This window comes from Streptomyces misionensis (assembly GCF_007896895.1).
GTDB classification, from domain to species: domain Bacteria; phylum Actinomycetota; class Actinomycetes; order Streptomycetales; family Streptomycetaceae; genus Streptomyces; species Streptomyces misionensis_A.
In genome coordinates, this window is the sequence record NZ_VOGW01000028.1 from 1 (window position 1) to 21,538 (window position 21,538).

The window sequence follows — 21,538 nt, forward strand, 5'->3', positions numbered from 1 at the left end:
CCCGCGCTCCATCGTGGAGGGCATGACGACCATAGAGACCAGCACGTCCACCGGTCACGAGCCGCCGCCCGTGCGGGAGTGGCCCGTGATCGATCTGGAGGGCACGGAGTTCGATCCGGTGCTCGCGGGTCTGGTGCGTGAGGGGCCGTTGACGCGGATCCGGCTGCCGTTCGGCGAGGGGTGGGCCTGGCTGGCCACCCGGTACGAGCACGTGAAGCTGATCACCAACGACCCGCGGTTCAGCCGCGCGGAGGTCGCGCGCGGCCAGGTCACCCGGCTGGCCCCGAACTTCGCGCCCCGGCCCGGCTCGCTGGCCTGGGCCGACCAGCCGGACCACAACCGGCTGCGCAAGCCCCTCGCGGGTGCCTTCACCGTCGGCGCGATGAAGCGGCTGCGGCCCCGCGCCCAGGAGATCCTGGACGAGCTGGTCGACGGGACCGTGCGCGAGGGCCCGCCCGCCGACCTGGTCGAGCGGGTGCTGGAGCCGTTCCCGCTCTACGTCGTCAGCGAGGTGATGGGCGTACCGGAGACCGACCGGGAGCAGGTGCACGCCTGGACCCGGCAGATCATCTCCCTGACCGGGGGTGCCGAGGCCGCCGACCGGGCCAAGAACGGCCTGTACGGCTGGATCACCGCCATCGTCCGGGCGCGGGCGCGCAGTGCGGGCGAGGACGTCTACTCGATGCTCGCCGGTGCCGTGGCGCGCGGCGAGATCGGCGAGGAGGAGGCCGTCGGGCTCGCCGGCCCGCTCCAGATCGGCGGCGAGGCGGTCACCCACAACTGCGGGCAGATGCTGTATCTCATGCTGACGCGGCCCGAGTTGATGGAGCGGATGCGCGCGCGGCCCGCGGAGCGCGGCCCGGTCCTGGACGAGCTGCTGCGCTGGATCCCGCACCGCAGCACCGTCGGACTCGCCCGGATCGCCCTGGAGGACGTGGAGATCGCCGGGCACCGGATCGCGGCGGGCGAGCCGGTCTACGTCTCCTACCTGGCCGCCAACCGCGACCCCGCGCTGTTCGCCGACCCGGACCGCATCGAGCCGGACCGGGACCCCAACCCGCACCTCGCCTTCGGCAACGGCCACCATTACTGCACCGGCGCGGTCCTGGCCCGCCTCCAGCTCGAACTGCTGGTGGACACGCTGCTGGACCGGCTGCCGGGGCTGCGGCTCGCCGTACCGCCCGAGGAGGTGCGGTGGCGCCGGCAGACGATGATCCGCGGGCCGCTCACCCTGCCGGTCACCTGGTGAGGCGTCCGGTCAGGCCCGCAGCCACTCGGTGACGATCACCTCGGTGCCGGTGCGCAACCGCAGCGCGAAGGGCCCGGACGGCGGGTCCTCGCTGGTGAAGCGGCCGAGGGTGTCGACGGTGACCGGGCGGGCGGTGCCCGGTCCGCCCAGCACCTCGATCCGCGCGGAGCCGGGTGGCATCACCTGGCCCATCAGCCCGTCCCCGGTGACCTCGACGTCGACGGTGACCCGACCCGCGCGGAACGTCAGCATGCGCGGGGCGTCCGTGACCCCGCGCACCGGCAGCGCGTCCACCAGCGAGTCGAACGTCAGCTCGGCGATCTTCGCGTCCAGGTCGTGCAACGCGTAGGCGTCGAGCGCCAGTTGGCGCAGGGCGTCGGGTACGGGGTCCAGGACGGCCGCCGCCTGCCGCAGCTCCTCCTCCAGCAGCGCGTCCTCCGCCTCGCCTCCGTCGTCCCCGTGGGGAAATCCCCCGGCACCGTTCATCTCACCGTTCACGCCGCACCCCGTTGGTCCATCCGGGCCCGCAGCCGGCGCAGACAGCGCTGGCGCAGGGGGCCGATGCTGCCGACCGCGATGCCGAGCGCGGCCGAGATCTCCACATAGCTGGGCGGCGGCGAGGCGACCAGCACCCGCAGCAACTGGCGGCAGCGCTCGCCCAGTTCGTCCAGCTCCTGCCACAGCCGGCGGGCCCGCTCGGCCCGGTCCGCCGCCTCTTCGGAGTCGATCAGTGTCTGTTCCGGCGTACGGTCCTCGCTGGCCCGGTCCAGGACCTGCGGATCGTCCGTCAGGGTGAGCCGCGTGTTGCCCCTGAGCACCTTCAGGCACTCGTGGCGGGCGGTGCTGGCCAGCCAGGCGCCGGTCTTGTCGGGCTCCCGGATCCGCCCCAGGTGCTGGGCGAAGCGGAACCACACCGTCTGGTAGACGTCGCGCCCGTCCGCCTCGGAGAGCCGGTGGCTGCGCACCACCGACCAGACGAGCGGACTCATGCCTTCCACCAGCGCTTTCCAGGCCGCGGCGTCCCCGTCGACGGCGGACCTGACGAGCGCGCCGACCTCTGTTCGGTCCACGGCTCCACCCCTCGTGTACGGCTCGTCATCGTACGCCGTGGAGCGGAGGGTTCCGGCCCTCATGCGGGCAGCGCCGGGGCCTGCACCGGGACGGGGCGCCAGGTCGGCGGGCGCAGCGCGGGCATCCGTACCCCGCGCACGTCGGTGCGGTCGGTGGCCCGCGCCAGCAGCCGGCGGCCCGCCCTGCGCGGGTCGCGTTCCCGGTCGGCGGTCATCAGGGCGGCGACGAGTCCGGCGGCGACCGGTGTGGCGAAGGAGGTGCCGCTCCACTGCGCGAGTCCGTCGAACATCACCTGGTCCGGCTTGCTCCCGGTGCTCTCCCGGTCCTCGCTCAGCACACCGGTGTGACGCGGGTACCGGCAGGTGCAGGAGTAGTCGAAGCCGAACCGGCAGTCGTCGTAGGTGGAGTGCTGGTAGAGGTAGGGCACAGGGTCGGCGAAGCCGGTGAGGGCGCTGGTGAGGCGCTCGCCGGGGGCGTAGACCCGGACCCAGCGGCCGTGGTTGCTGAAGCAGGCGGGGCCCTCGCCGTCCGAGCGCAGCGCGCCGACCGAGAGCACGCTGTCCGCGTACTCGGGCATGGCCGCGTAGGCGGCGGGCCAGAACGGGACGTCGCTCCCGTTGTTCCCGGCGGCGGCCACCAACAGGGTGCGGTGGGCGCGCAGTTCGCGCATGAACGCCTCCAGTCCGAGCAGCCCGTGCAGGCCCGCGGCGGGGCTGCCCGCGGAGAGGCTGATGACGTCGGGCCAGCCGTCCTGCTCGACGGCCTCGAACAGCTTGCTGCCGAACTCGCACTCCAGCACGGCGCCGGCGTCGTTGAGGCTGCCGCGGACGGTGATGTCGGTGTTGGGCGCGACGGCCGCGAGGATGCCGGCGATGAACGTGCCGTGGCCGACGTACTGGCGCAGCACTCCCCCGTCGTCGGTCTCGGTCGCCTGGGTGTCGCCGCTGGTGTGGGCGAGCAGCGGGTAGGCGCGGTGGTCGCTCACCAGGCCGGTGTCCACCACCAGTACCCGCACGGCGGTGCGCGGGTCGTGCGCGGTCCCGGCGGCGGCGGGGTTGGGCGATCCGCTGCGGGCGATGGGCACCGGTTCGTCGCCCGGGCAGGCGTTCACCGCGATGTGCACCACGTGGTTGCGGCTCACCAGCCGGCGGCCGTGCCGGTCCTCGGCCGCCCGCAGGGCGCTCAGGGCGTGCGGCACCGTGTCCTCGCCGCCGGCGGGGTCGCCGACCCGGATGCGGGTGACACCGCCGCGGCCGCGCTCCGGGCCGTCGCGGCGCACATGGTCGGGCAGCAGGCCCCGGGTCTCGGTGAAGTGGGCGCGCACGGCGTCCTCGACAGCCCGGGCCTCCTCACCGGACCGGGCGAGGACCACGCCCTTCTCGTACAGCAGATGGGCGTCGTCGTCCGGGCCCATCGCCAGCGGCACATCGGGCATCGAGCGCTGGATGTGGTCGAACTGCTCGTGGAATCGCTGAGGTGCCATGCCGTGTCATCCCCCTGAAGACGGTCTACGAGAGTGAGAGCCGCCGGTCCGCCGTCTGATACAGGCCACTACCATGCGAGGCGTGACAGCGGGAAGCGAGCCGGTCCTCGAACTGCTGCCCATGGTGTTCGCCGACCCGGGCGAGGCCAGGGCGCGCGCCGAGCTGGTGCTCGCAGCCGCCCCGGCGCCGCTGCCCGCCAGCATCGCCCACCAGGTGCTCGGCATCTGGCAGCGGGACTTCGGCGATCTGCGGATCGCGCTGCGGCATCTGCGGCGGGCGCGGGATCTGGCCGCGCGCGCGGACTCCGCGGACCGTGAGGCGGATGTGCTGGCGACGCTGGGGGTCGCACTGGTGCATGCGGGGCGCACACGGCAGGGGCTGGCGTCCTTCGAACGGGGCGTCGCGCGGGGCACCGGCCACACCCGGGCCCGGGTGCTGTACCGGCGGGCCTACGTCTGGTGGGTGCTGGGGCACCACCGGGAGGCGCTGGAGGACGTCCGGCGGGCGCTGCCGGTGCTGCGGCAGCTGGGCGACGACATCTGGACCGCGCGGGCGCTGACCCTGCGGGCCACCGTGCATCTCGCGCTCGGCGCGGTCGAACGGGCCGACGCTGACTTCACGGCGGCGGAGCGGCTGTGGGACACCACGGGCCAGGAGCACGACAAGGCCGACGCGGTGGAGAGCCGGGGGCTGGCCGCGTTCCGCTCCGGTGACGTCCCGGCGGCGCTGCGGTTGCTGGACGAGGCGGAGGAGCGGTACGCGAAGCTCGGCACGCCCACCTACATGCTGTCCATCCGGCGCTGCGAGGTGCTGATGGCCGCCGGGCTCGCCCCGGAGGCGCTGGCCGAGGCGGACGCGGCGATCGCCCTGCTCGACCGGATCGGCGGGCAGTCCACCCGCAAGGCCGAACTGCTGCTGGCCGCCGCGCGGGCGGCCCGCTCGGCCGGGGACGCGCCCACCGCGATCGCCCGCGCGGCCGTCGCGGTACGGCTGTTCGCGGCGCAGCGGCGGCTGTGGTGGGAGACGCACGCCCGGCTGGTGCTGATCGAGGCGCGGGTGGCGGCCGGACGCCGCTCGGGCCGGCTGGTGGCGGACGCGGCGGCGGTGGCCGAGCGGCTGGCCTCCTTCGGCTCGCCCGCCGCGCCCGAGGCCTCGCTGCTGGCGGGCCGGATCGCGCTGGCGCTCGGCTGGACGGCGGACGCGGAGCGGCACCTGGCGGTGGCGGCCCGCGGCCGGCACGCGGGTCCGGCGCCGGCCCGGGTGACCGGCTGGGCGGCGCAGGCGCTGCGGGCCCGTGCGGCCGGTTCCCGGCGGGGCGTCCTGGAGGCCTGCCGACGCGGCCTGGACGTGCTGGACGACCACCGGATGACGCTGGGCGCCTCGGAGCTGCGCGCCCATGTGACCGCGCAGGGCGCCGAACTGGCCGCGCTGGCGCAGGAGGTGAGCCTCACCCACGGCGGGCCCCGGCGGCTGCTGGAGTGGAGCGAACGGTGGCGGGCGACGGTGCTGTCCGCGCCGCCGACCCGGCCGCCCGCCGACCCGGCGCTGCTCAGCGGCCTGACCGCCTACCGGGAGATCGCGGCCCGTGCGGAGGAGGCCCGGATGGAGGGCCGTCCGGTCCCGGCGCTGGAGCGGGAACAGCGGCGCCTGGAACGGGAGATCCGCTCCCGCACCCGCCATATCCGCGGCTCGGTCCCGCACGAGGGGAACCGCTTCGACGTGCCCCGGCTGCTGGACCGGCTCGGCGACGGCCGGCTGGTCGAACTCGCCGTGGTCGACGGGCGCGTGCATGTGCTGCTGTGCGGGCAGGGCAGGGTACGGCGGTTCGCCGCGGGACCGCTCGCGGAGGCGGTGACCGAGGCCGAGTACGTGCAGGCGGGGCTGCGCCGGCTCGCGCATCCGGGGGCGGAGGCGCGGCTGCCGCTGGTGGAGGCGGCGGGCGAACGGCTCCAGGAGCTGCTGCTGGGCGGTGCCGTGCCGCACCTGGGGGCGGGGCCGGTGGTGATCGTGCCGCCGGGGGCGCTGCACCGGGTGCCCTGGGCGCTGCTGCCCGCGCTGCGCGACCGGGTGCTCAGCGTGTCGCCGTCGGCGGGCAGCTGGCTGCGCGCCCGGGAGACGGAGCCGCCCCGAGGCGGCCGCACCGTCCTGGTCCGCGGCCCGGGTCTCGCCACGGGCGGCGCGGAGGTCCCCGAGCTGGCCGACCGCTACGGCACGGCGACGGTCCTGGAGGGAGCGGACGCCCAAGTGCCCCGGGTGCTCGGCGAGTTGGACGGCGCGGGGCTCGCGCATCTGGCCGCCCACGGCACGTTCCGGGCCGACAGCCCGCTGTTCTCCGCGCTGCGGATGGCCGACGGCCCGCTGATCGTGCACGACTTCGAGCGCCTCGACCGCAGCCCGTACCGCATCATCCTCTCCAGCTGCGACACCGCCCGTCTCGCCTCGGTGGGCGCCGACGAACTCCTCGGCCTGGTCACCGCGTTGCTGCCACTGGGCACGGCCGGGGTGGTCGCCAGCAGCGCCCCGGTCAACGACGCCGCCGTGATCCCGCTGATGCTCGCCCTGCACAAGGGCCTCACCGCGGGCCTCTCGCTGGCCGAAGCCCTGCGCGACGCCCGCACCACCCTGCCCTCCGACACGGTCCACCAGGCGACGGGCTGGGCGTTCGCGGCCTTCGGAGCGGCGTAGCCGCGGGGCGCGGGGGCGGTGCGGCTATGCCGTCTCCCCCACCAGGCAGGGCAGCGCGCCCCGGTCCCCGGTGCCGAGCCGCGTGTACGCGCCGTACAGGTGGTTCCCCACCGTCCGCACCGACAGGGTCAGCCGCTCGGCGATCTCCCGGTTGCTCAGCCCGGAGGCCGCGAGGGCGACGATCTGCCGCTGCCGCGCGGTGAGTTCGCCGAGCACCAGCCCGGCCAGGGCCGGGGTGCGCGCGCCCTGGCAGCGGCGGGCGAGCGCCAGCGCCCGGGTGCGGGAGCGCCGGGCGGCCCGCGGGTCCCGGTGCGCCCGTACCGCCTGTGCGTGCGCCTCCGCGGCGAACAGCAGGAGGCCCCGCTCCTCCAGGGCCGCGGCGACCCGGTCCAGGGCGGCCCCGTCCCGCCGCGCCAGCGCCTCGGCGTGCCGGGCGAGCACGCTGCCCGGCGGGAGCGAGCCGGCGGGCAGGCCGAGCCGTACGGCGATGCGGCGCGCGTAGCCGTCGTCGCCGTCGGACCCGCTCTGCCCCGGCCCGCCGGTCTCGGCCGTGGCGAGCGCGAGTTCGGCGCCGCACCCGGCGTGCCCCGGCTCCCGCCACAGTCCCTCGCGCGCCCACGCCGCCGCGTCCCGCACCTCGCCCCGCAGCCGGGCGTGCCGGGCCCGTACGGCGGCGTACCCGGCCGGGACCGGGCCGCCCTCGGCGACCAGCCAGTCCCCCACCGGGGTGGGCACCGGCCGCAGGTCCAGCTCGGCCGTCCGCCGTACCAGCTCGCGCTGTTCGGCGGCGAGCGCGGCCACGTGCCGGTCCGGGCCGCCCGTCAGCCGGCGGGCGCGCAGGCTTCCGGTGGTGGCGCGCAGGGCCGGGCCGTGCAGCGGGTCGGCGAGTGCCACGGCGCCGTCGTCGGCCACGACGATCAGCCCGTCCGTCTCCAGCCGTTCGAGGACGTCCAGCCAGGAACCACCGGACAGGCCGGCGCCGTCGAGGTCTTCGACGTCGCCGAGGGGAAGCGTCGCCGGTTCGGCGAAGGCGAGGCGTTCGAGGATCGCGCGTGCACCGGGACCGGTCCCCTCCCGCACCGCCGCGACGCGCTCGCGCACGGCCGGGGTGACCGGCAGCGGCCCGCGCCAGGCCCGCTCGCCGGTGCCGGGCACGGGGACGAGCCGGCCGCCGGTCACGAGCGCGGTCACCAGGTCGCGCAGCAGCCGCAGATCCCCCCGGCACAGGTGGTGCAGCCGGCGCACGGTGAGCGGTTCGAGGGCGGCCCCGGCGAGGAGTTCGGCGGTGTCCTCGGCGGGCAGCGGGGCCAGCGCGAGCCGGGGCAGCACCTCGCCGGTCCACAGCCGGGACACCGCGCCGGGCGCCGGGATGCCGTCGGTCGCGGCCACGATCAGCCGGGTGCGGCCGTGCACGGCGAGCTGGTGGACCAGCGCCGCGGAGGCCTCGTCCAGCAGATGCGCGTCGTCCACGACGAGGAGCCGTACCCCGGCCAGCGCCCGCACCGCGCCGTGCAGCGAGCCGGTGCCGTCCAGCAGGTGCGCGAACGCCGCGAACGGCAGGTGGCGGGCCTCGGGCGTGCCGGTCACCCGGGCGTGCTCCGTGCCCCGGACCGCCTCGGTGATCAGCCGGGTCTTGCCGCGTCCCGCGGGCCCGGTCACCACGATGCCGGGCCGGCCGGTGGCCGACGCCCCCCGCACCAGCTCCAGTTCGTCCTCCCGGCCGGTGAACGGCCAGGGCAGTTCGAGGGTCTTCGCGTCCTGTTCGTAAGTCCTCACACCTGACAGAGCACGTGTACTCAGGTTTGATACAGGGCGACTTGAGTAGCCCCCGACTCAGGCGCCCGCGCCGGGCGGGCGGGCAGTCTTGCCGCATGACCCGACGCCTGTGCTCGCTACCGCGGCAGCCGGCCCCGTCCTTCGGACCGGGGCTGACCGCCGAGCGGCTGGGCGCGCTGCTCGCCGGGCGGCGCATGTGGGTCAACGGCACGGTGCTGCACTACTGCTTCCTCGACGCCGACTCCGACGCCTCGGTGATCCCGGTGCCCGGCACCGGGGAGCTGCGCCGGGTGCCGTGGGCCGGCGGCAAGGAGCAGCGGGACGTGGTCCGCGAGTGCTTCGCGCAGTGGGAGGCACTGGGGGTGGGCATCGTCTTCACCGAGGTCGGCGACCGGGGGGAAGCCGAGCTGCGGATCGGGTTCCAGGCCGGCGGGGGGTCCTGGTCCGCGGTGGGCCGGGAGGCGCTGGCGGTGGGCCGGGCCGAGCGCACCATGAATCTCGGGTGGGACGTGACCGCGCAGGGGGAGCGCGGCACGGTCCTGCACGAGATCGGGCACGCGCTCGGCCTGGTTCACGAGCACCAGAACCCGTCCGCCGGGCTGCACTGGGACGACGAGGCCGTCTACGCGGAGCTGGCGGGCCCGCCGAACCACTGGAGCCGGGAGACGACGGACACCAACGTCCTGCGTGCGCTGGACGCCGGGGAGTCCAGGGGCGCGGTGTGGGACCCGTGCTCGGTGATGGCCCTGCCGTTCGGACCGGGGCTGGTGCTGGAGCCGGAGCGGTACCGCGGGGGGCTGCGTCCGGCCGGCACACCCTCCGACCTGGACCGGGAGTTCGTCCTGCGCTGGTATCCGCCGGCCGGCGGGTGCGGGCCGAAGCCGCTGGTGCCGTTCCGGTCGGCGCCACTGGCCCTCGGTCCGGGCGAGCAGGCGGACTTCCGCGTCGAGCCGCCGGAGACCCGCGACTACACCGTGGGCACCTTCGGCGACGCCGACACCGTGCTGGTGGTCTTCGAGGAGCGGGAGGGGGAACCGCGCTTCCTCGCCGGCCACGACGACGGCGGCACCCCGGACAACGCGGCCGTGCGGGTCCGGCTGGTCCGCGGGCGCCGCTACGTCGTCCGGGTCCGTCTGTACTCCACGTGGGGGTCGGGGCAGACGGCGGTGATGTGCTGGTGAGGGCATGCGGAGGGGACAAGCCATAGTCCGGCACCGGGGGAGTGGTCGCGGACGTCACCCACGGGGGAGGTGATGTCCGCGACCACGCCACGCGTCCGGGCGCTGGGGGGACCTAGCGCCCGGACGCCTCACCTGCGGCAATGACGTCGTCCACCAGTTCGAGGATGTCCGTGAGCAGACCTCGGAGCCGTTCGACTATCAGGATCAGGCCGGCGGCTTCCAGCTGCGCGAGGTCTTCGGCGCGGGCGTGGTCGAGGTCGCGGCGGACGCAGTCGCTGCGGGCGCGCCAAAGATCGGTGAGGGGCCCTGGTGGGGGCTGAGCCGCCCCCGGGCTGTCGGAGGATGCCATCTGTGCAGTTCGCGGGAGACGTCACCTCAGCCAGGAGAAGTGAGGCGAGTCGACGGGCCACGACCGCAAGACGATCAACCGGATCGAGCAGGGCACGCACCCGACGTCCATCGACCACCTGCCACTCATCGCCGACGCCCTCGACGTGCCCCTCGCCGGCCTCGTCCGCTGAAGGCCCGGCCCGGCCGGGTGCACCGGCCGGGCCGGTGTGCTGTCAGCCCTTCGGCGGGACGATGAACCCGCGCGCGGCCCTGGGCTCCGGGTCACGCGACGTCGGCTGCTGCGCTTCCCTCCACGCCGCGACCAGCTGTGCGTACCGCGGGTCGATCCACTCGGAGTTGGGCATGTGGCCTCCCTTCAATGCGCGCTGTGCGTCAGCGCGGTGGATGCGCGCAGCTCGGCCAGCCGCCGCTGATACAGCGGGCCGGCCGCGTGAGCCCCGCGCGCCTCGCTGGGCGTCGACTGCTCGATGAGGTGATGAGCGAGCGCCTTCAGGTGAGCTGACCACGCGACGACGTGCTGCTGAGCGGGCCGACCGCACTCTTGCGGCTCTCCAGGCAGACACAACGGCAGCTGCGGGCCGAGCTTGTTGGCCGCGTGCCGCACGTACACGGCGATCATGGTCCACTCCTCCTCGGTCCGATGGATGTTGTTCTCGTCCTCCCAGCCCCACGGGCCGAAGTCGTCGCCGTGATCGTCCATGCGCGCACTCCTGATCATCGAAGCGGGTCAAACCGACGCGTCGATGGTAGGCGCGTCCGGGGCGCCGCCGGCCTCCTGCGGGTCGCAGTGCCCCACAGAGGGGACGCACGGCCCGCACGGGCCGCACATGGGCAGGAACTGCGGCGGGGTGCAGCGTGCGGCGCCAGGACCGTGCACACCCTCGATGGCCGCGGCAACGGCGGTCATCTGTGGACCGCCCCAGATGTCCGCGAGCGGGGTGTTGAGGACGTTGCCCATCGAGAGGAAGCGCCCCAGCACGCACGGGCTCACGGTGCCGTCCGGCAGGATCGCGCACTTCTCATGTGCGCAATGCCCGCAAAGATCGTTGATAGTCGGCGCTGCCCCCTGGCCGGCCCGGCCGAAGGCGCGGATACGGTCGCCGCCCACCTGCTGGACACCGAGGCCAGTGAGGTCCTGTACGGCTTCCTGCACACGCTGGCCTTGGCGCGTGGCGACGACTCCGCCCCGCAACGGGATGCCGAGGTCCAGCGCCTTCTGGATGTTCGCGCGCGTCTTGCGGTGCGAGCCTCGGAGCTGCGTCACCTGGTCGTGCTCTTCGGGGGCGTCGGAGTAGTAGGACGTGGCGAGCTTGACTCCGCACCGCTGGAACGCGTCCCAGAGGTTCTCCCCGATGTGGGTCATGTTCGAGAAGACCTCGATGCCGAGACGGCGGCCGTGGGCGTGCTCGATGAGTTGGGGAAGGTTGGGATAGAGCGTGGGCTCGCCGCCGATGAACTGGACGTCCAGCGTGCCCATGTCGGCGAGTTGGTCCAGGACGTTCACCCACTCCTGGACGGTCATGGTGCCGTGGGTGCCCTTGGGGCCGGAGTCCGCGTAGCAGTGCGTGCAGTTCTCGTTGCACAGTCCGGTGATCTCTAGCCACGCGAACTTCAGCAGGCTTTGGGCAGCACTCATCCCTGCACTTCCTTCCTGTTGGCGTGTGCGGGTGGTGGGCCCGCCGCCGGGACGGGGGTGCCGGCGGCGGACCCTGCGACCTCCCCTCCAGGGGGTCGGCGAGGCCGCGGTTCAGGGGTTACTTCACGGGGTATCGCTGCTGCCGGGACGGCGGGCACGGCGTGGGGCAGATGTAGATGGTGCTGCTCACGCCACTCCCGGTCTCCACGGCGACCTTCAGCGGTTCACCCTTGATCTGCTCGTCGCAGCGGGCGCAGATCATCGGCGGGCCGCCCTTACCGTGCGGACCAAGCGGAGGCCCGTGGGGCACCGGGTGTGGTCGTCCACGCACTGCTCGCACGACTGGCCGTGCTCCACCACTGCCTTCAGCGCTTCCCGCTCCGCGCACCGGCGGCACGCGCGCGGGAACCAGCTGGTGCGGCTGTCGATGCGGCGGATCGAGCGCTCGCCGAGGTCGAGCGGGCCGATGGTGGTGAGGTCTTCGCCGTCCCATGCCCAGGCGAGGCCGCGGGCCTGGCGCTCCGTGAGGGTGTTGTACGGGAGCACCGGGAGGAGGGCGAGCGGGTGGAAAGTGGTCGTCATCCGGCCTGACCCTCTCCGATGCGCGGGCCGAAAGCATCCGCGATGGCGGCGGCCAGGGCGTCCGGGTCGGTGAGCCAGCCGTCCTCCCCCGGGCAGACCCGCCAGTATGGCCCCGGTCCTTCCGTGCGGCGCGACGGCGGGATCATCAGCGCGGCGCCGCGCCCGAGTGCCGTCGTGTTCACGACGGTCCACTTGTCGGCGGTACCAGCGGGGACGAAGTAGTGGACGACGCCCGCGGCGGTAAGGGGGTCTTCGATGGCGGCGCCGCAGCGGGGGCCGAGGATGGCGAGTGCGGCGAGGCCGACGCTGCGGGGGACGCGGATGGCATCCCAGCCGTGTCCGGCGTCGTACAGGGTGGCGGCCCCTGCGGCGGACGGTAGTCGCGTACTCGGCATCGCGGTTCTCCTCGGCGCTCTGATCGGGTGCGAACCAGAGTGGCCCTGATGCAACGTCACATCGAGGACTTGTAGCGGACTCTTGTCCGCACCGAAGAGGACTTTCTATGCGCTGAATGGGCGCCCGTTGCCCAACCAGAGGACTTGGCCGCACACTTACCCAGTACGGGCCCGGACCGTGGAGGTGCTGCTGTGGCCGCGACAGGAAACCATCGGCTCAAGGCGGCCAGGATCGCCGCCGGTTACCACTCTCAGCAGGCACTCGCCGACGCGCTCGGCGTCGGCGTCCGACAGGTTCGCCGCTGGGAGTCCGCCAGCCCACCGTGGCCCCACCCCGAGCAGGAGCAGGCCCTCACCCGGCTCCTCGGACAGGACATGGAGGCCCTCGGGTTCGCCCCGCAGGCCGGCGCGCCCGTCGACCGGGCCCGGCGCACCGTACTCGCCGCGGGCACCGCAGCGGTCGGGCTCGCCACCATCCCCACCCAGGCTGTCGCCATGCAGCCAGCGACCGCGGCCGACGACTACGAGGCCGTCACCCGCTCCCACCGGCGCCTGTACTGGTCCGTCGCCCCGGCCCCCCTTCACTCCGCGGCGGTCGCGCACGCCACCCTGGGCTGCGCGCTGCTCCCCGAGGCTGCGGGGCAGACGCGCGCGCGGATCGCCGCGGCGCTCGCCGAGACCCTCCTCCTCGCCGGCCGGATCGAGTTCTTCGACATGCGCGAGTCCGACCGCGCCGGCAGCACCCTGCTCCGCGCGCTCCAGGCCGCCGGCGAGGCCGACGACGTGCTCCTCGGCGCCGCGATCTTGGCGCACACCGCGTTCATCCCGGCATGGGCGGGTGAGCGGGATGCCGCAGTGGAGCGGATGACGGCCGCGCGGACCTACGCCCGGCGCGGGGCAGCATCGGCGGAGCTGCTGGCGTGGCTGGACGCGGTGGAAGCGGAGTGCGAGACCCGCTGCGGCAACACTCGCACTGCGCTGCACCTGATCGGGCACGCCGAGGACGTCCTCGCGCGCGGCAGCGAACACCAGTCACCCGAGTGGCTGGACTGGTTCTCGTCCGTGCGCCTGGCGGCGTTCAAGGGCAACACCCAGCTGAAGGCCGGGCATCTCCCGCAGGCCCGGACCACGCTCCTCGGTGTCCTCGACGCGCTCGGCCCGTCGGAGGAGAAGCAGAGCGCGGTCGTCCTCGGCGACCTGGCCGCCGTTGAGGCTGCGGCCGGGGACCCGGAGGCCGCCTGCGGGTACGCGGTCCGCGCGCTCGATCAGCTGGAACGCACGTGGTACGCGATGGGCATGGACCGGGTGCGGGAGGTACGGCGCGCTCTGGCGCCGCACCGGCACGAGCGCTGTGTCCGCGACCTGGACGACCGGCTGTACGGCTGGTCTACGACGGTCAGCGCGCTTGCGCGTTGAACTGAGCGATCAACCCGGACAGTTCGAGGAGGCTCTCGACCCTGAAGGTCGGGAGCTTCTCTGCGTCCTCGCTGCTCCACTGAATCGTCGCCCACGGGCCACGCCGCACCAGCGCGGTGTGCATGCCGGCAGCGGCGGCCGGGCGGATGTCGTTGTCGATGCGGTCGCCGACGTACAGCATCTCGTCCACCTCGGCCGGAACGTTCTCGGCGACCCGGTCGAAGAACGCGCGATCCGGCTTCGAGGCGCCCCAGTCGTCCGAGGTTCCGATCAGGTCCACGTCGTTGGCGAACAGCTCGCGCAGGATCCGGCCGGCGCGGACCGTCTGGTTCCCGGCGATGCCGAGCCACAGCCCGTCCGCACGGAGCGCAGCGAGCGCGTCACGGACGTCGGGGTACAGGTCGGATTCGCCGAAGTGCTCCGGCTTCCCCGCGGCAGCGCGCTTCTCCCGCTCGGCGTACAGATCGAAGCCGGGCCGGAACTCCTGGAACGTCTCGCGGTAGTCGCGGCCCTGGGCGATGACGGCGCCGAACATCGCCGCGAAGGTGTGGCGGGGAACGCCGAGCCAGTCGGCCCAGGTGCCGTACTCGGTCGTCTCGTCCACGAGGCACTCGCCCACGTCGAAGATCACAGCGCGAATCATGGGATCAGAGTACGGGCCTGCCAATACGCTGGTGGCATGTCCCCCGATCCCGCCGTCTCTGGCCCCGTGCGGCCTGCCGCGGTCGTGAACGAGGACATACGTCGGCTGGCGCGCGCGGCGTGGGGCCGGCCGTACGCCAGCGCCGAGCCCGCTCGGTACAACGCGCTGCTCGCGGAGTGGGCAGCGGCCGACCGCGCCCGGATCTTGCCCGCGGCCTAACGGTACTGGCGGCGCGGCCGGTCCAGCGCTGGCGAGCCCTGCGCGGTGCTGTTGCTGGGGGCCGGGTCTGGGGCGCCATCCGGGCGGCAGACCAGCATTCGGGCCCCATGACGGCGTCTGGAGGGACTACCCGTCCGGGCATGTCGGCCCAGCCGGACCGCGCTCGCCTGTCGCGCCGGTGTCGCCCTTCGCACCCTGCGGCTCCTGCGGGCCAGCCGGACCCGCCGGCCCCTGCGCGTCTTCACCTGCGCCCTCAGTGTTCGGACATCGCCCGCCAGCGTCGACACCGCAGTGCCGCACCGGGCCGTCTCCGCCGCCAGCCGGCGGGCCGTGCGGTCGCGGTCGCGGTCGCGGTCGACGAGGGCGTACACGACCGCGATCGCACCGCCGACGAACAGCAGGACCGCGACGGCCCACGGCAGACGCCGAGGAGGCGGACCGGCGCGGCACCGCCGTTGCGCCGGGCTCTACGACGCGGCCCGCTCGGCGGCCGGGGCGCCCGAGTCGGGGTGGGCCAGGCCCAGGTGGTCGCGCAGGGTGGTGCCCTCGTAGTCGGCGCGGAAGACGCCCTGTTCCTGGAGGAGCGGCACCACCTTGTCGGCGAACGGGTCGAGGCCGCCGGGGGTGATGTGCGGGACGAGGATGAACCCGTCGGAGGCGTCCGCCTGCACGAACTCGTTGATGGAGCGGGCGACGCTCTCCGGGGCGCCGACGAAGGTCTGCCGGTTGCCGGTGTTGATGACCAGGTCGCGGATGGACCACTTGTTGGCCTCGGCGAGCTGCCGCCACTCGCGGGCGATGGCGACCGGGTCCCGGTACATCCGCACCTGGGCACGGCCCCGGGAGATGTGCTCCTCGCTCACCACCGGGTCGACGTCGGGCAGCGGTCCCTCCGGGTCGTACGCCGACAGGTCGCGGTTCCAGACGAACTCCAGGTGCTTGAGGGCGGTGGCCCCGCTGACCTGCTGCCTGCGCACCTCGCGGGCGAGTTCCGCGGCCTCGGCGTCGGTGTCGCCGAGCACGAAGGTCGCGGCGGGCAGGATGAGCAACTGGTCCGGGCGGCGGCCGTACTTGGCGAGCCGGCCCTTGACGTCGGCGTAGAACGCCCGGCCCTCCGCCAGCCCGGCGTACCTGCTGAAGATGGCGTCCGCGCCGGAGGCGGCGAACTCGCGGCCCTCGTCCGAGTCGCCCGCCTGGAAGATCACCGGGCGGCCCTGCGGGGAGCGCGGCACGTTGAACCGGCCGTGGATGTCGAAGTGCTGCCCCTGGTGGACGAAGGCGCCGGCCTTGGCGTCCCGCAGGAAGGTGCCGGTGGCCTGGTCGGCGAGGATCTCGCCGGCGCCGAAGGAGTCGAAGAGCTCGTTGGCGGTGGCCAGGAACTCCTTGGCCCGCGAATAGCGTTCCTCCTGCGGCAGGAAGCCGCCGCGGCGGAAGTTCTCACCGGTGAAGGCGTCCCAGGAGGTGACGACGTTCCAGGCGGAGCGGCCGCCGGAGAGGTGGTCGAGGCTCGCGAACTGGCGGGCCACCTCGTAGGGCTCGTTGAACGTGGAGTTGATGGTGCCGGTCAGCCCGAGCCGGTCGGTGACGGCGGCGAGGGCGGCCAGCACGGTGAAGGTGTCCGGGCGGCCGACCACGTCCAGGTCGTATATCTTCCCGCCCTGTTCGCGCAGGCGCAGCCCCTCGGCGAGGAACAGGAAGTCGAACTTGGCGCGTTCGGCGGTGCGCGCGAAGTGCGCGAAGGAGTCGAACTCGATGTGGCTGCCGGCGGCCGGGTCGCTCCACACGGTGGTGTTGTTGACGCCGGGGAAGTGGGCGGCCAGGTGGATCTGCTTCAGCGGCTTGCTCATGGTCGTACGGTCCTCCGGCTCAGACGGCGGTGGCCGCTGCTGCGGCGTAGCGGTTGGCGGGGCGGGCGAGGCCGAGCAGTCCGCGCAGGGTGTCCGCCTCGTAGGCGGTGCGGAAGCGGCCCCGGCGCTGGAGTTCGGGCACCAGGTCTCGGCTGACGCGGGGCAGGTCGTGCCCGGCGACGGCGGGCCGCAGCCGGAAGCCGGTCAGCCCGGCCGCCGCGAACTCCTCCAGCAGGTCGGCCAGTTCGGCGGCCGTACCGGTGAAGATCCGGGCGTCGCCGGTGTACGGCTCCCCCGCGAGCGCGTCCAGCCGCTCCCGCCGGGCCGCGGCCGCGGCGCGGCTGTCGTCCAGGAAGACGAGGAGGTCTCCGAAGAGGTGCAGGGCCTGACCCGCCCGTCCGGCCGCCTCCTGCTCGGCGCGGATCTCGGCGACGATCGCCCGGGCCTGCTCCGGGTCGTGCGGGGTGACGTACCCGAGGTCGGCCTGGCGGGCGATCAGCCGGTACGGCAGGGTGCGGTGGCCGAGGGCGGTGACCAGTGGCTGCCCCTGGGGCGGGCGGGGCGTGATGGAGGGGCCCTTGACGCTGAAGAAGCGGCCCTCGAAGTCGATGTAGTGCAGCTTGTCCCGGTCGATGAAGCGGCCCGTCGCCCGGTCGCGGATCTCGGCGTCGTCCTCCCAGCTGTCCCAGAGCCGGCGCACGACCTCCACATGGTCGGCCGCCTCGTCCAGCAGGTCGCCGACCAGTTCCTGGGCGTCCGGGCTGTCGGGGGCCTCGATGCGGCCGATGGTGCGGCGGCCGAAGTGGGCGGCCTCGTCGGGGCGGGCGCTGATGCGGACCCGCAGGCCCGCGCGGCCGGTGCTGACGTAGTCGAGGGTGGCGATCGCCTTGGAGATGTGGAACGGCTCGGTGTGCGTGGCCACCACGGTCGGGACCAGGCCGATGTGCCGGGTGAGCGGGGCGACGCGGGCGGCGACGAGAACGGCGTCGAGCCGGCCGCGGACCTGGTCGGTGCGGTCGTCGGGCTCCAGCAGGCGCGAGGACTGCGGGCCGAGGCCGTCCTCGAAGGTCACGAAGTCGAGCAGCCCGCGTTCGGCCTCGGCGACCTGGTCGGCCCAGTATCCGGCGGTGAACAGGTCCCCGGGGCGGGCGACCGGCTCGCGCCAGGAGGCGGGATGCCAGCCGGTGCCGTCCAGGGCGACGGCGAGGTGGAGGTGGTCGGGGTCGCGGGAGTCGGGTGCAGAGGACACGAGTCGGTGGCCTTCCTGGGTGTCCGTACGAGGGCATGCCGGACACACCGGTGACGGGGTACGGCGGGGGGCGCGGCGGTGCGGGAGGCCCGCACGGCCGGCGGGACCGGAGGAACCGGGGACTGACCGGGGAAAGGGGCGTCAGGGGCGACAGAGCGCGCCGGCCACGCGCAGGAGGTCGATGTGGGGCCGGGAGTGCAGCACGGCGGAGCGGGCGGTGCTCAGGACGCGGGCACACGGGACGCGCCTCGGGTCCTCGGTCATGTCCGCCACCTCCGTCCACCGGGCTCGGCGGGCCGCCTGCGCGGCGCCTTCGCGCATCTCGTCGTGAGTCACAACGTCCTTGCCCCGCCGTGTGTTCCCGGCCGTGGTCCGCGGCTCGGGCATTTTTTTCCGTCCGCCGTCAGGAGTCGCTGAGCGGCAGGCCGGGCGGGTTGACCCGGGACGTGGCCACGGCCTCGTCGGAGAGGTTGTAGGCGGCCAGCCACTTGGCGTACTGGCCGCTCTTGATCAGGTGGTTGACGGCGTCCGCGATGGGTTTCGCCAGGCCGCTGTTCTTCTTGGTGGTGGCCGCGATCAGCCCCTGGAGGCTCGCACCCGCCCCGGAGTAGGTGCCCGCGCTGCGGGTGGGGGCGGGCGAGGTGGCGGTGCGGGTGACGTGGTAGGCGACGCCGGGGTTGGCCGCGAAGTAGGCGTCGATCCGGCCGCCGGTCAGCGCCAGGTAGGTGGCGCTCTTGCCGGCGTAGTGCTTGACCGTGAGGGTCTTGCCCTGCGCCTTCAGCTTCCGCTGCCACTCCAGGAGGATCCTCTCCTGGTTGGTGCCGTTGTCGACGGCGACGGTCTTCCCGGCGAGGTTCTCGTAGTCGCCGTCGAAGTTCCAGGTGCTCTTCTTCAGCACCTCGAAGCCCACGTTGTCCTTGCGGTAGGAGGCGAAGTCGTACTTCCTCTTGCGCTCCTCGGTATCGGTGATGTTGGCGAAGCCGACGTCGGCCTTGCCGCTGTCGATGCCCACGAACATGTTCTCCCAAGTGGCGTTGGACAGTTCGGGCTTGAGCCCGAGGACCGCGGCGACCAGACGGCCGAGGTCGGGCTCGGCGCCGGTGAGGGTCTTCTGGTCGCCGCCGATGTAGGCGAGCGGCGGGAAGCCGTCGGGCAGCGCGCCCACGACGATCTTCAGGGTGCCGCTCCGGCGGACGGCCGCGGGCAGTTCGGCGTTGAGGGCCTTGACCTCGGGAACCTTCAACTCGACCGGTTTCGCGGCCCCGTTGGACACCCGGCCCACGGTCACCGTGCCGGCGGCGTCGGTCGTGGTGGCCGCCTCGCTGTCGCCGCCGCAGGCGGCGAGGGTCCCGGCGAGGGAGGCGACCACGGTGGCCGCGGCCAGGGCGCGGGTCAGGCTGCGTCGGAAGGGGTGGCTGGGCATGGCGGTCCTTGTCGTTCGGTGGTGCGTCGGTCGTCGGGGGCGGGTCACAGGACCCGGGCGAGGAAGTCGCGGGTGCGTTCGTGCCGGGGGTGGTCCAACACCTCGGCGGGCGGGCCCTGTTCGGCGATCCGGCCGCCGTCGATGAACACGATCCGGTCGGCGACCTCGCGGGCGAAGCCGATCTCGTGGGTGACGATCAGCAGGGTGGTGCCGCTGGTGGCGAGGTCCTTGATGACGGAGAGGACCTCGCCGACGAGTTCCGGGTCGAGCGCGGAGGTCGGCTCGTCGAAGAGGATGATGCCGGGGCGCAGCGCGAGGGCGCGTGCGATGGCGACCCGCTGCTGCTGGCCGCCGGAGAGGGTGCGCGGGTAGGCGCCGGTGCGGTCGCCCAGGCCGACCCGGGTGAGCAACTCCCGTGCGAGCTCCCGGGCTTCGGGTCTGCCGAGGCGGCCGGTGGCGACGGGGGCGGCGGCCACGTTGTCGAGGACGGTCAGGTGCGGGAAGAGGTTGAAGTTCTGGAAGACGAACCCGATCCGGCCGCGCTGGGCGAGGATGGCGCGCTCGCCGAGTTCCTTCAGCCGCCCGCCCACGCGCCGGACCCCGATGAGTTCACCGCCGACGCTGACGTGGCCGATGTCGGGTTTCTCCAGGTGGTTGACGACCCTGAGCAGCGTGGACTTGCCCGATCCCGAGGGCCCGATGACGACGGTGACCTCGCCGGGGCGCACGGTCAGGTCGATGCCGTCCAGGACGCGGTGGGTGCCGTACCACTTGTGGACGTCGTGCACCTCCAGCGCGGCCGGGGCCGCCTGCGCGGTGGCGGTGGCGGTCATACGGCGGCCTCCTTGCGCAGCCGGGCCCGGAATCCGGAGAGGCCGGCGCGTGCCTTCTGCAACGGGGTCGGCGGCAGGGCGCGGGTGGCGCCCCGGGCGAAGTACCGCTCGACGTAGTACTGGACGACGGACACGGCGCTGGTCAGGATCAGGTACCAGACGGTGGCGACGAGGAGCAGCGGCACGATGTCGCCGGGGTAGGTGCTGCCCATGGTCTGCACCGAGCCGAACAGGTCGAGCAGGGACACGTAGAACACCAGGGACGTGCTCTTGACCAGGCCGATGAGCTGGTTGACGTAGTTGGGCACGATGGAGCGCAGGGCCTGGGGAAGGACGATCCGGGTGAACTGGTAGCCCTTGGGCAGGCCGAGCGCGGCGGCCGCCTCGTGCTGGCCCTGGTCGACGGAGAGCAGCCCGCCGCGCACCACCTCGGCCGCGTACGCCGCCTCGTTGAGGCTGAGCCCGATCACGGCGACGGTCATGTCGGTGGCGAGCCTCGACTCGTCGAAGGTGACGAAGGCGGGCCCGAAGGGGATGCCGAGGCTCACCGTCTTGTACAGCGCGGAGAAGTTGTAGAGGAAGATCAGTACGACGATCAGCGGCACCGAGCGGAACAGCCAGGTGTAGGTCCAGCCGACGGCGCGCAGCACCGGGCTGCCGGACTGCCGCGCGAGGGCCAGCAGCACGCCGCCGAGGAGCCCCAACGCGGCGCTGAGCGCGGCGACTTCGAGGGTGACGAGCAGCCCGTCGAGGACGGTGGGCCGCAGGAACCAGTAGCGGAAGCGGCCCCATTGGTAGAAGGGGTTGGTGGCCAGGCTGTGCGCGATCTGTGCGACGAGCACCAGCACGACGGCGGTGGCGATCCACCGCCCGGGCCGGCGCAGCGGCTGAACGCGCTGTGCGGTGAGGGGTGTTGGCGGGGACTGGGCGGGCGGCGTCTCGGCGAGGGAGACGGCGGCGCCAAGGGGTCGGCTCATGGCGGGCTCCGGCGAAGGACGGGACGTCCCGCGCGCGACGGACCGCACGCGGCCCGCCGCGGGAGCGCGGGCCCGCGGCGCGTCGCGACACACGGGAGACGAAACGGAGTTGATCCGGGAAGACGGCGAGCGGGGCCTGCGACTGCCGGGGCGGGAAGGTGCGGATTCAGCCCCGGCGGCCGGTGGCGGCGCCCGGCGCGGTACACAGCGCGCTGCTGACGCGGAGCAGGTCGACGGCGCGGTCGGCGACCAGCGCGGGGCGCGGCGGTACGCAGCCCTGGGGGCGGCTCGGGGCCGTCCTGCCGGCTGCGTACATGGCGTCACCTGTCACTGTCGCGGCCCCGTGGGGCCTCCGCGCTTACCGAAGTCGTCGTCCGGTCCGGTCGTCACCTGGGGCACCCCACCGCGTCGCGAGGGTTGCCGGTCAGCGAGCCAGGGCTTGGCGCTGACGCTCATGACCGTACTTGAGCCGCAAGTAAGGCAGCCGGCGCCGCGAATGTCAACGTCCGTCCGCCTGTTGG

At 73.9% G+C, this 21,538-nt stretch carries 22 protein-coding genes, 1 pseudogene and 1 riboswitch; of the genes and pseudogenes, 5 read left to right on the forward strand and 18 right to left on the reverse strand.

Going from position 1 to position 21,538, the window contains the following annotated elements; translation table 11 throughout:
- Positions 1–22: 22 nt before the first annotated feature.
- On the forward strand, positions 23–1,249 hold the full coding sequence (locus FRZ03_RS04145) for a cytochrome P450 (RefSeq protein ID WP_146463768.1): 1,227 nt from the start codon (positions 23–25) through the stop codon (positions 1,247–1,249).
- 9 nt (positions 1,250–1,258) lie between these two features.
- On the opposite strand, the gene FRZ03_RS04150 is transcribed toward FRZ03_RS04145, so the two are convergent.
- The 3 genes from FRZ03_RS04150 to FRZ03_RS04160 are packed head-to-tail and all read right to left on the reverse strand — an operon-like array spanning position 1,259 to position 3,803.
- Positions 1,259–1,735 carry a hypothetical protein gene (locus FRZ03_RS04150; protein WP_146463867.1) on the reverse strand — a complete coding sequence of 159 codons (477 nt, stop codon included), beginning with the start codon at positions 1,733–1,735 and terminating at the stop codon, positions 1,259–1,261.
- A gap of 8 nt (positions 1,736–1,743) precedes the next feature.
- Positions 1,744–2,382, reverse strand: a complete 639-nt coding sequence (locus FRZ03_RS04155; RefSeq protein ID WP_186785244.1) for an RNA polymerase sigma factor — start codon at positions 2,380–2,382, stop codon at positions 1,744–1,746.
- Entirely contained in the window at positions 2,379–3,803 is a 1,425-nt protein-coding gene (locus FRZ03_RS04160; RefSeq protein ID WP_146463770.1) for a S8/S53 family peptidase, read from the reverse strand. Before FRZ03_RS04160 ends, FRZ03_RS04155 begins: the two co-directional genes overlap by 4 nt.
- A gap of 82 nt (positions 3,804–3,885) precedes the next feature.
- Here FRZ03_RS04160 and FRZ03_RS04165 point away from each other — a divergent pair, with 82 nt between their 5' ends.
- Positions 3,886–6,489 (forward strand): CHAT domain-containing protein, encoded by a 2,604-nt coding sequence (locus FRZ03_RS04165; RefSeq protein WP_146463771.1) that lies wholly within the window; start codon positions 3,886–3,888, stop codon positions 6,487–6,489.
- A 24-nt stretch (positions 6,490–6,513) separates the two neighbouring features.
- Here FRZ03_RS04165 and FRZ03_RS04170 read toward each other — a convergent pair whose 3' ends face one another.
- Positions 6,514–8,265, reverse strand: coding sequence for a LuxR family transcriptional regulator AbsR2 (locus tag FRZ03_RS04170; protein ID WP_146463772.1), 1,752 nt, complete (start codon positions 8,263–8,265; stop codon positions 6,514–6,516).
- Between the two features lie 95 nt (positions 8,266–8,360).
- Between FRZ03_RS04170 and absR1 the strand changes: the two genes are divergently transcribed.
- Positions 8,361–9,446: a beta-glucuronidase AbsR1 gene (gene absR1, locus FRZ03_RS04175; protein WP_146463773.1), complete on the forward strand. Its 1,086-nt coding sequence runs from the start codon at positions 8,361–8,363 to the stop codon at positions 9,444–9,446.
- 112 nt (positions 9,447–9,558) lie between these two features.
- Here absR1 and FRZ03_RS40020 read toward each other — a convergent pair whose 3' ends face one another.
- On the reverse strand, positions 9,559–9,795 hold the full coding sequence (locus FRZ03_RS40020; protein WP_261398543.1) for a hypothetical protein: 237 nt from the start codon (positions 9,793–9,795) through the stop codon (positions 9,559–9,561).
- A 58-nt stretch (positions 9,796–9,853) separates the two neighbouring features.
- Here FRZ03_RS40020 and FRZ03_RS40025 point away from each other — a divergent pair.
- Positions 9,854–9,967, forward strand: a pseudogene (locus FRZ03_RS40025) (helix-turn-helix domain-containing protein); the annotation flags it as partial.
- A 42-nt stretch (positions 9,968–10,009) separates the two neighbouring features.
- On the opposite strand, the gene FRZ03_RS40030 reads toward FRZ03_RS40025, so the two are convergent.
- From FRZ03_RS40030 to FRZ03_RS04205, 5 genes are all read right to left on the reverse strand, one after another.
- The gene (locus tag FRZ03_RS40030) at positions 10,010–10,141 is read right to left on the reverse strand and encodes a hypothetical protein (protein WP_261398544.1); all 132 of its coding nucleotides are present in this window, start codon (positions 10,139–10,141) and stop codon (positions 10,010–10,012) included.
- Positions 10,142–10,152: 11 nt separating this feature from the next.
- A complete protein-coding gene (locus tag FRZ03_RS04190; protein ID WP_146463774.1) occupies positions 10,153–10,497 on the reverse strand; it encodes a hypothetical protein in 345 nt (114 codons plus the stop codon).
- Positions 10,498–10,524: 27 nt separating this feature from the next.
- A complete protein-coding gene (locus tag FRZ03_RS04195; RefSeq protein WP_146463775.1) occupies positions 10,525–11,433 on the reverse strand; it encodes a radical SAM/SPASM domain-containing protein in 909 nt (302 codons plus the stop codon).
- Between the two features lie 258 nt (positions 11,434–11,691).
- A complete protein-coding gene (locus FRZ03_RS04200) occupies positions 11,692–12,015 on the reverse strand; it encodes a hypothetical protein (RefSeq protein ID WP_146463776.1) in 324 nt (107 codons plus the stop codon).
- Positions 12,012–12,410 carry a hypothetical protein gene (locus FRZ03_RS04205; protein ID WP_146463777.1) on the reverse strand — a complete coding sequence of 133 codons (399 nt, stop codon included), beginning with the start codon at positions 12,408–12,410 and terminating at the stop codon, positions 12,012–12,014. The genes FRZ03_RS04200 and FRZ03_RS04205 overlap by 4 nt, the downstream gene beginning before the upstream one ends.
- A gap of 192 nt (positions 12,411–12,602) precedes the next feature.
- Here FRZ03_RS04205 and FRZ03_RS04210 point away from each other — a divergent pair, with 192 nt between their 5' ends.
- On the forward strand, positions 12,603–13,826 hold the full coding sequence (locus FRZ03_RS04210; RefSeq protein ID WP_146463778.1) for a helix-turn-helix domain-containing protein: 1,224 nt from the start codon (positions 12,603–12,605) through the stop codon (positions 13,824–13,826).
- Here FRZ03_RS04210 and FRZ03_RS04215 read toward each other — a convergent pair.
- From FRZ03_RS04215 to FRZ03_RS38785, 8 genes are all read right to left on the reverse strand, one after another.
- Entirely contained in the window at positions 13,807–14,469 is a 663-nt protein-coding gene (locus FRZ03_RS04215) for an HAD family hydrolase (protein ID WP_186785245.1), read from the reverse strand. The genes FRZ03_RS04210 and FRZ03_RS04215 overlap by 20 nt on opposite strands.
- Positions 14,470–15,155: 686 nt before the next feature.
- Positions 15,156–16,535, reverse strand: a complete 1,380-nt coding sequence (locus FRZ03_RS04225) for an NtaA/DmoA family FMN-dependent monooxygenase (RefSeq protein WP_146463780.1) — start codon at positions 16,533–16,535, stop codon at positions 15,156–15,158.
- A 19-nt stretch (positions 16,536–16,554) separates the two neighbouring features.
- Complete coding sequence (locus tag FRZ03_RS04230; RefSeq protein WP_146463781.1) at positions 16,555–17,784, reverse strand: LLM class flavin-dependent oxidoreductase; 1,230 nt, start codon at positions 17,782–17,784, stop codon at positions 16,555–16,557.
- A gap of 141 nt (positions 17,785–17,925) precedes the next feature.
- Positions 17,926–18,048, reverse strand: a complete 123-nt coding sequence (locus FRZ03_RS40035) for a putative leader peptide (RefSeq protein ID WP_261398546.1) — start codon at positions 18,046–18,048, stop codon at positions 17,926–17,928.
- A 139-nt stretch (positions 18,049–18,187) separates the two neighbouring features.
- Complete coding sequence (locus tag FRZ03_RS04240) at positions 18,188–19,207, reverse strand: ABC transporter substrate-binding protein (RefSeq protein ID WP_146463783.1); 1,020 nt, start codon at positions 19,205–19,207, stop codon at positions 18,188–18,190.
- Positions 19,208–19,251: 44 nt separating this feature from the next.
- Positions 19,252–20,040 carry an amino acid ABC transporter ATP-binding protein gene (locus FRZ03_RS04245; RefSeq protein ID WP_146463784.1) on the reverse strand — a complete coding sequence of 263 codons (789 nt, stop codon included), beginning with the start codon at positions 20,038–20,040 and terminating at the stop codon, positions 19,252–19,254.
- Positions 20,037–21,017, reverse strand: coding sequence for an amino acid ABC transporter permease (locus tag FRZ03_RS04250; protein ID WP_146463785.1), 981 nt, complete (start codon positions 21,015–21,017; stop codon positions 20,037–20,039). Before FRZ03_RS04250 ends, FRZ03_RS04245 begins: the two co-directional genes overlap by 4 nt.
- A 166-nt stretch (positions 21,018–21,183) precedes the next feature.
- Positions 21,184–21,333 carry a hypothetical protein gene (locus FRZ03_RS38785; protein WP_186785246.1) on the reverse strand — a complete coding sequence of 50 codons (150 nt, stop codon included), beginning with the start codon at positions 21,331–21,333 and terminating at the stop codon, positions 21,184–21,186.
- A 33-nt stretch (positions 21,334–21,366) separates the two neighbouring features.
- Positions 21,367–21,477, reverse strand: a riboswitch (SAM riboswitch).
- Positions 21,478–21,538 lie beyond the last annotated feature (61 nt).

Bases quoted from the DNA above. Each gene is read 5' to 3' on its own strand.
- FRZ03_RS04145 (WP_146463768.1), top strand. From the start codon at position 23: ATGACGACCATAGAGACCAGCACGTCCACCGGTCACGAGCCGCCGCCC.
- FRZ03_RS04150 (WP_146463867.1), bottom strand. From the start codon at position 1,735: ATGAACGGTGCCGGGGGATTTCCCCACGGGGACGACGGAGGCGAGGCG.
- FRZ03_RS04155 (WP_186785244.1), bottom strand. From the start codon at position 2,382: ATGAGGGCCGGAACCCTCCGCTCCACGGCGTACGATGACGAGCCGTAC.
- FRZ03_RS04160 (WP_146463770.1), bottom strand. From the start codon at position 3,803: ATGGCACCTCAGCGATTCCACGAGCAGTTCGACCACATCCAGCGCTCG.
- absR1 (WP_146463773.1), top strand. From the start codon at position 8,361: ATGACCCGACGCCTGTGCTCGCTACCGCGGCAGCCGGCCCCGTCCTTC.
- FRZ03_RS40020 (WP_261398543.1), bottom strand. From the start codon at position 9,795: ATGGCATCCTCCGACAGCCCGGGGGCGGCTCAGCCCCCACCAGGGCCC.
- FRZ03_RS40030 (WP_261398544.1), bottom strand. From the start codon at position 10,141: ATGCCCAACTCCGAGTGGATCGACCCGCGGTACGCACAGCTGGTCGCG.
- FRZ03_RS04190 (WP_146463774.1), bottom strand. From the start codon at position 10,497: ATGGACGATCACGGCGACGACTTCGGCCCGTGGGGCTGGGAGGACGAG.
- FRZ03_RS04195 (WP_146463775.1), bottom strand. From the start codon at position 11,433: ATGAGTGCTGCCCAAAGCCTGCTGAAGTTCGCGTGGCTAGAGATCACC.
- FRZ03_RS04200 (WP_146463776.1), bottom strand. From the start codon at position 12,015: ATGACGACCACTTTCCACCCGCTCGCCCTCCTCCCGGTGCTCCCGTAC.
- FRZ03_RS04205 (WP_146463777.1), bottom strand. From the start codon at position 12,410: ATGCCGAGTACGCGACTACCGTCCGCCGCAGGGGCCGCCACCCTGTAC.
- FRZ03_RS04215 (WP_186785245.1), bottom strand. From the start codon at position 14,469: ATGATTCGCGCTGTGATCTTCGACGTGGGCGAGTGCCTCGTGGACGAG.
- FRZ03_RS04225 (WP_146463780.1), bottom strand. From the start codon at position 16,535: ATGAGCAAGCCGCTGAAGCAGATCCACCTGGCCGCCCACTTCCCCGGC.
- FRZ03_RS40035 (WP_261398546.1), bottom strand. From the start codon at position 18,048: ATGACCGAGGACCCGAGGCGCGTCCCGTGTGCCCGCGTCCTGAGCACC.
- FRZ03_RS04240 (WP_146463783.1), bottom strand. From the start codon at position 19,207: ATGCCCAGCCACCCCTTCCGACGCAGCCTGACCCGCGCCCTGGCCGCG.
- FRZ03_RS04245 (WP_146463784.1), bottom strand. From the start codon at position 20,040: ATGACCGCCACCGCCACCGCGCAGGCGGCCCCGGCCGCGCTGGAGGTG.
- FRZ03_RS04250 (WP_146463785.1), bottom strand. From the start codon at position 21,017: ATGAGCCGACCCCTTGGCGCCGCCGTCTCCCTCGCCGAGACGCCGCCC.
- FRZ03_RS38785 (WP_186785246.1), bottom strand. From the start codon at position 21,333: ATGTACGCAGCCGGCAGGACGGCCCCGAGCCGCCCCCAGGGCTGCGTA.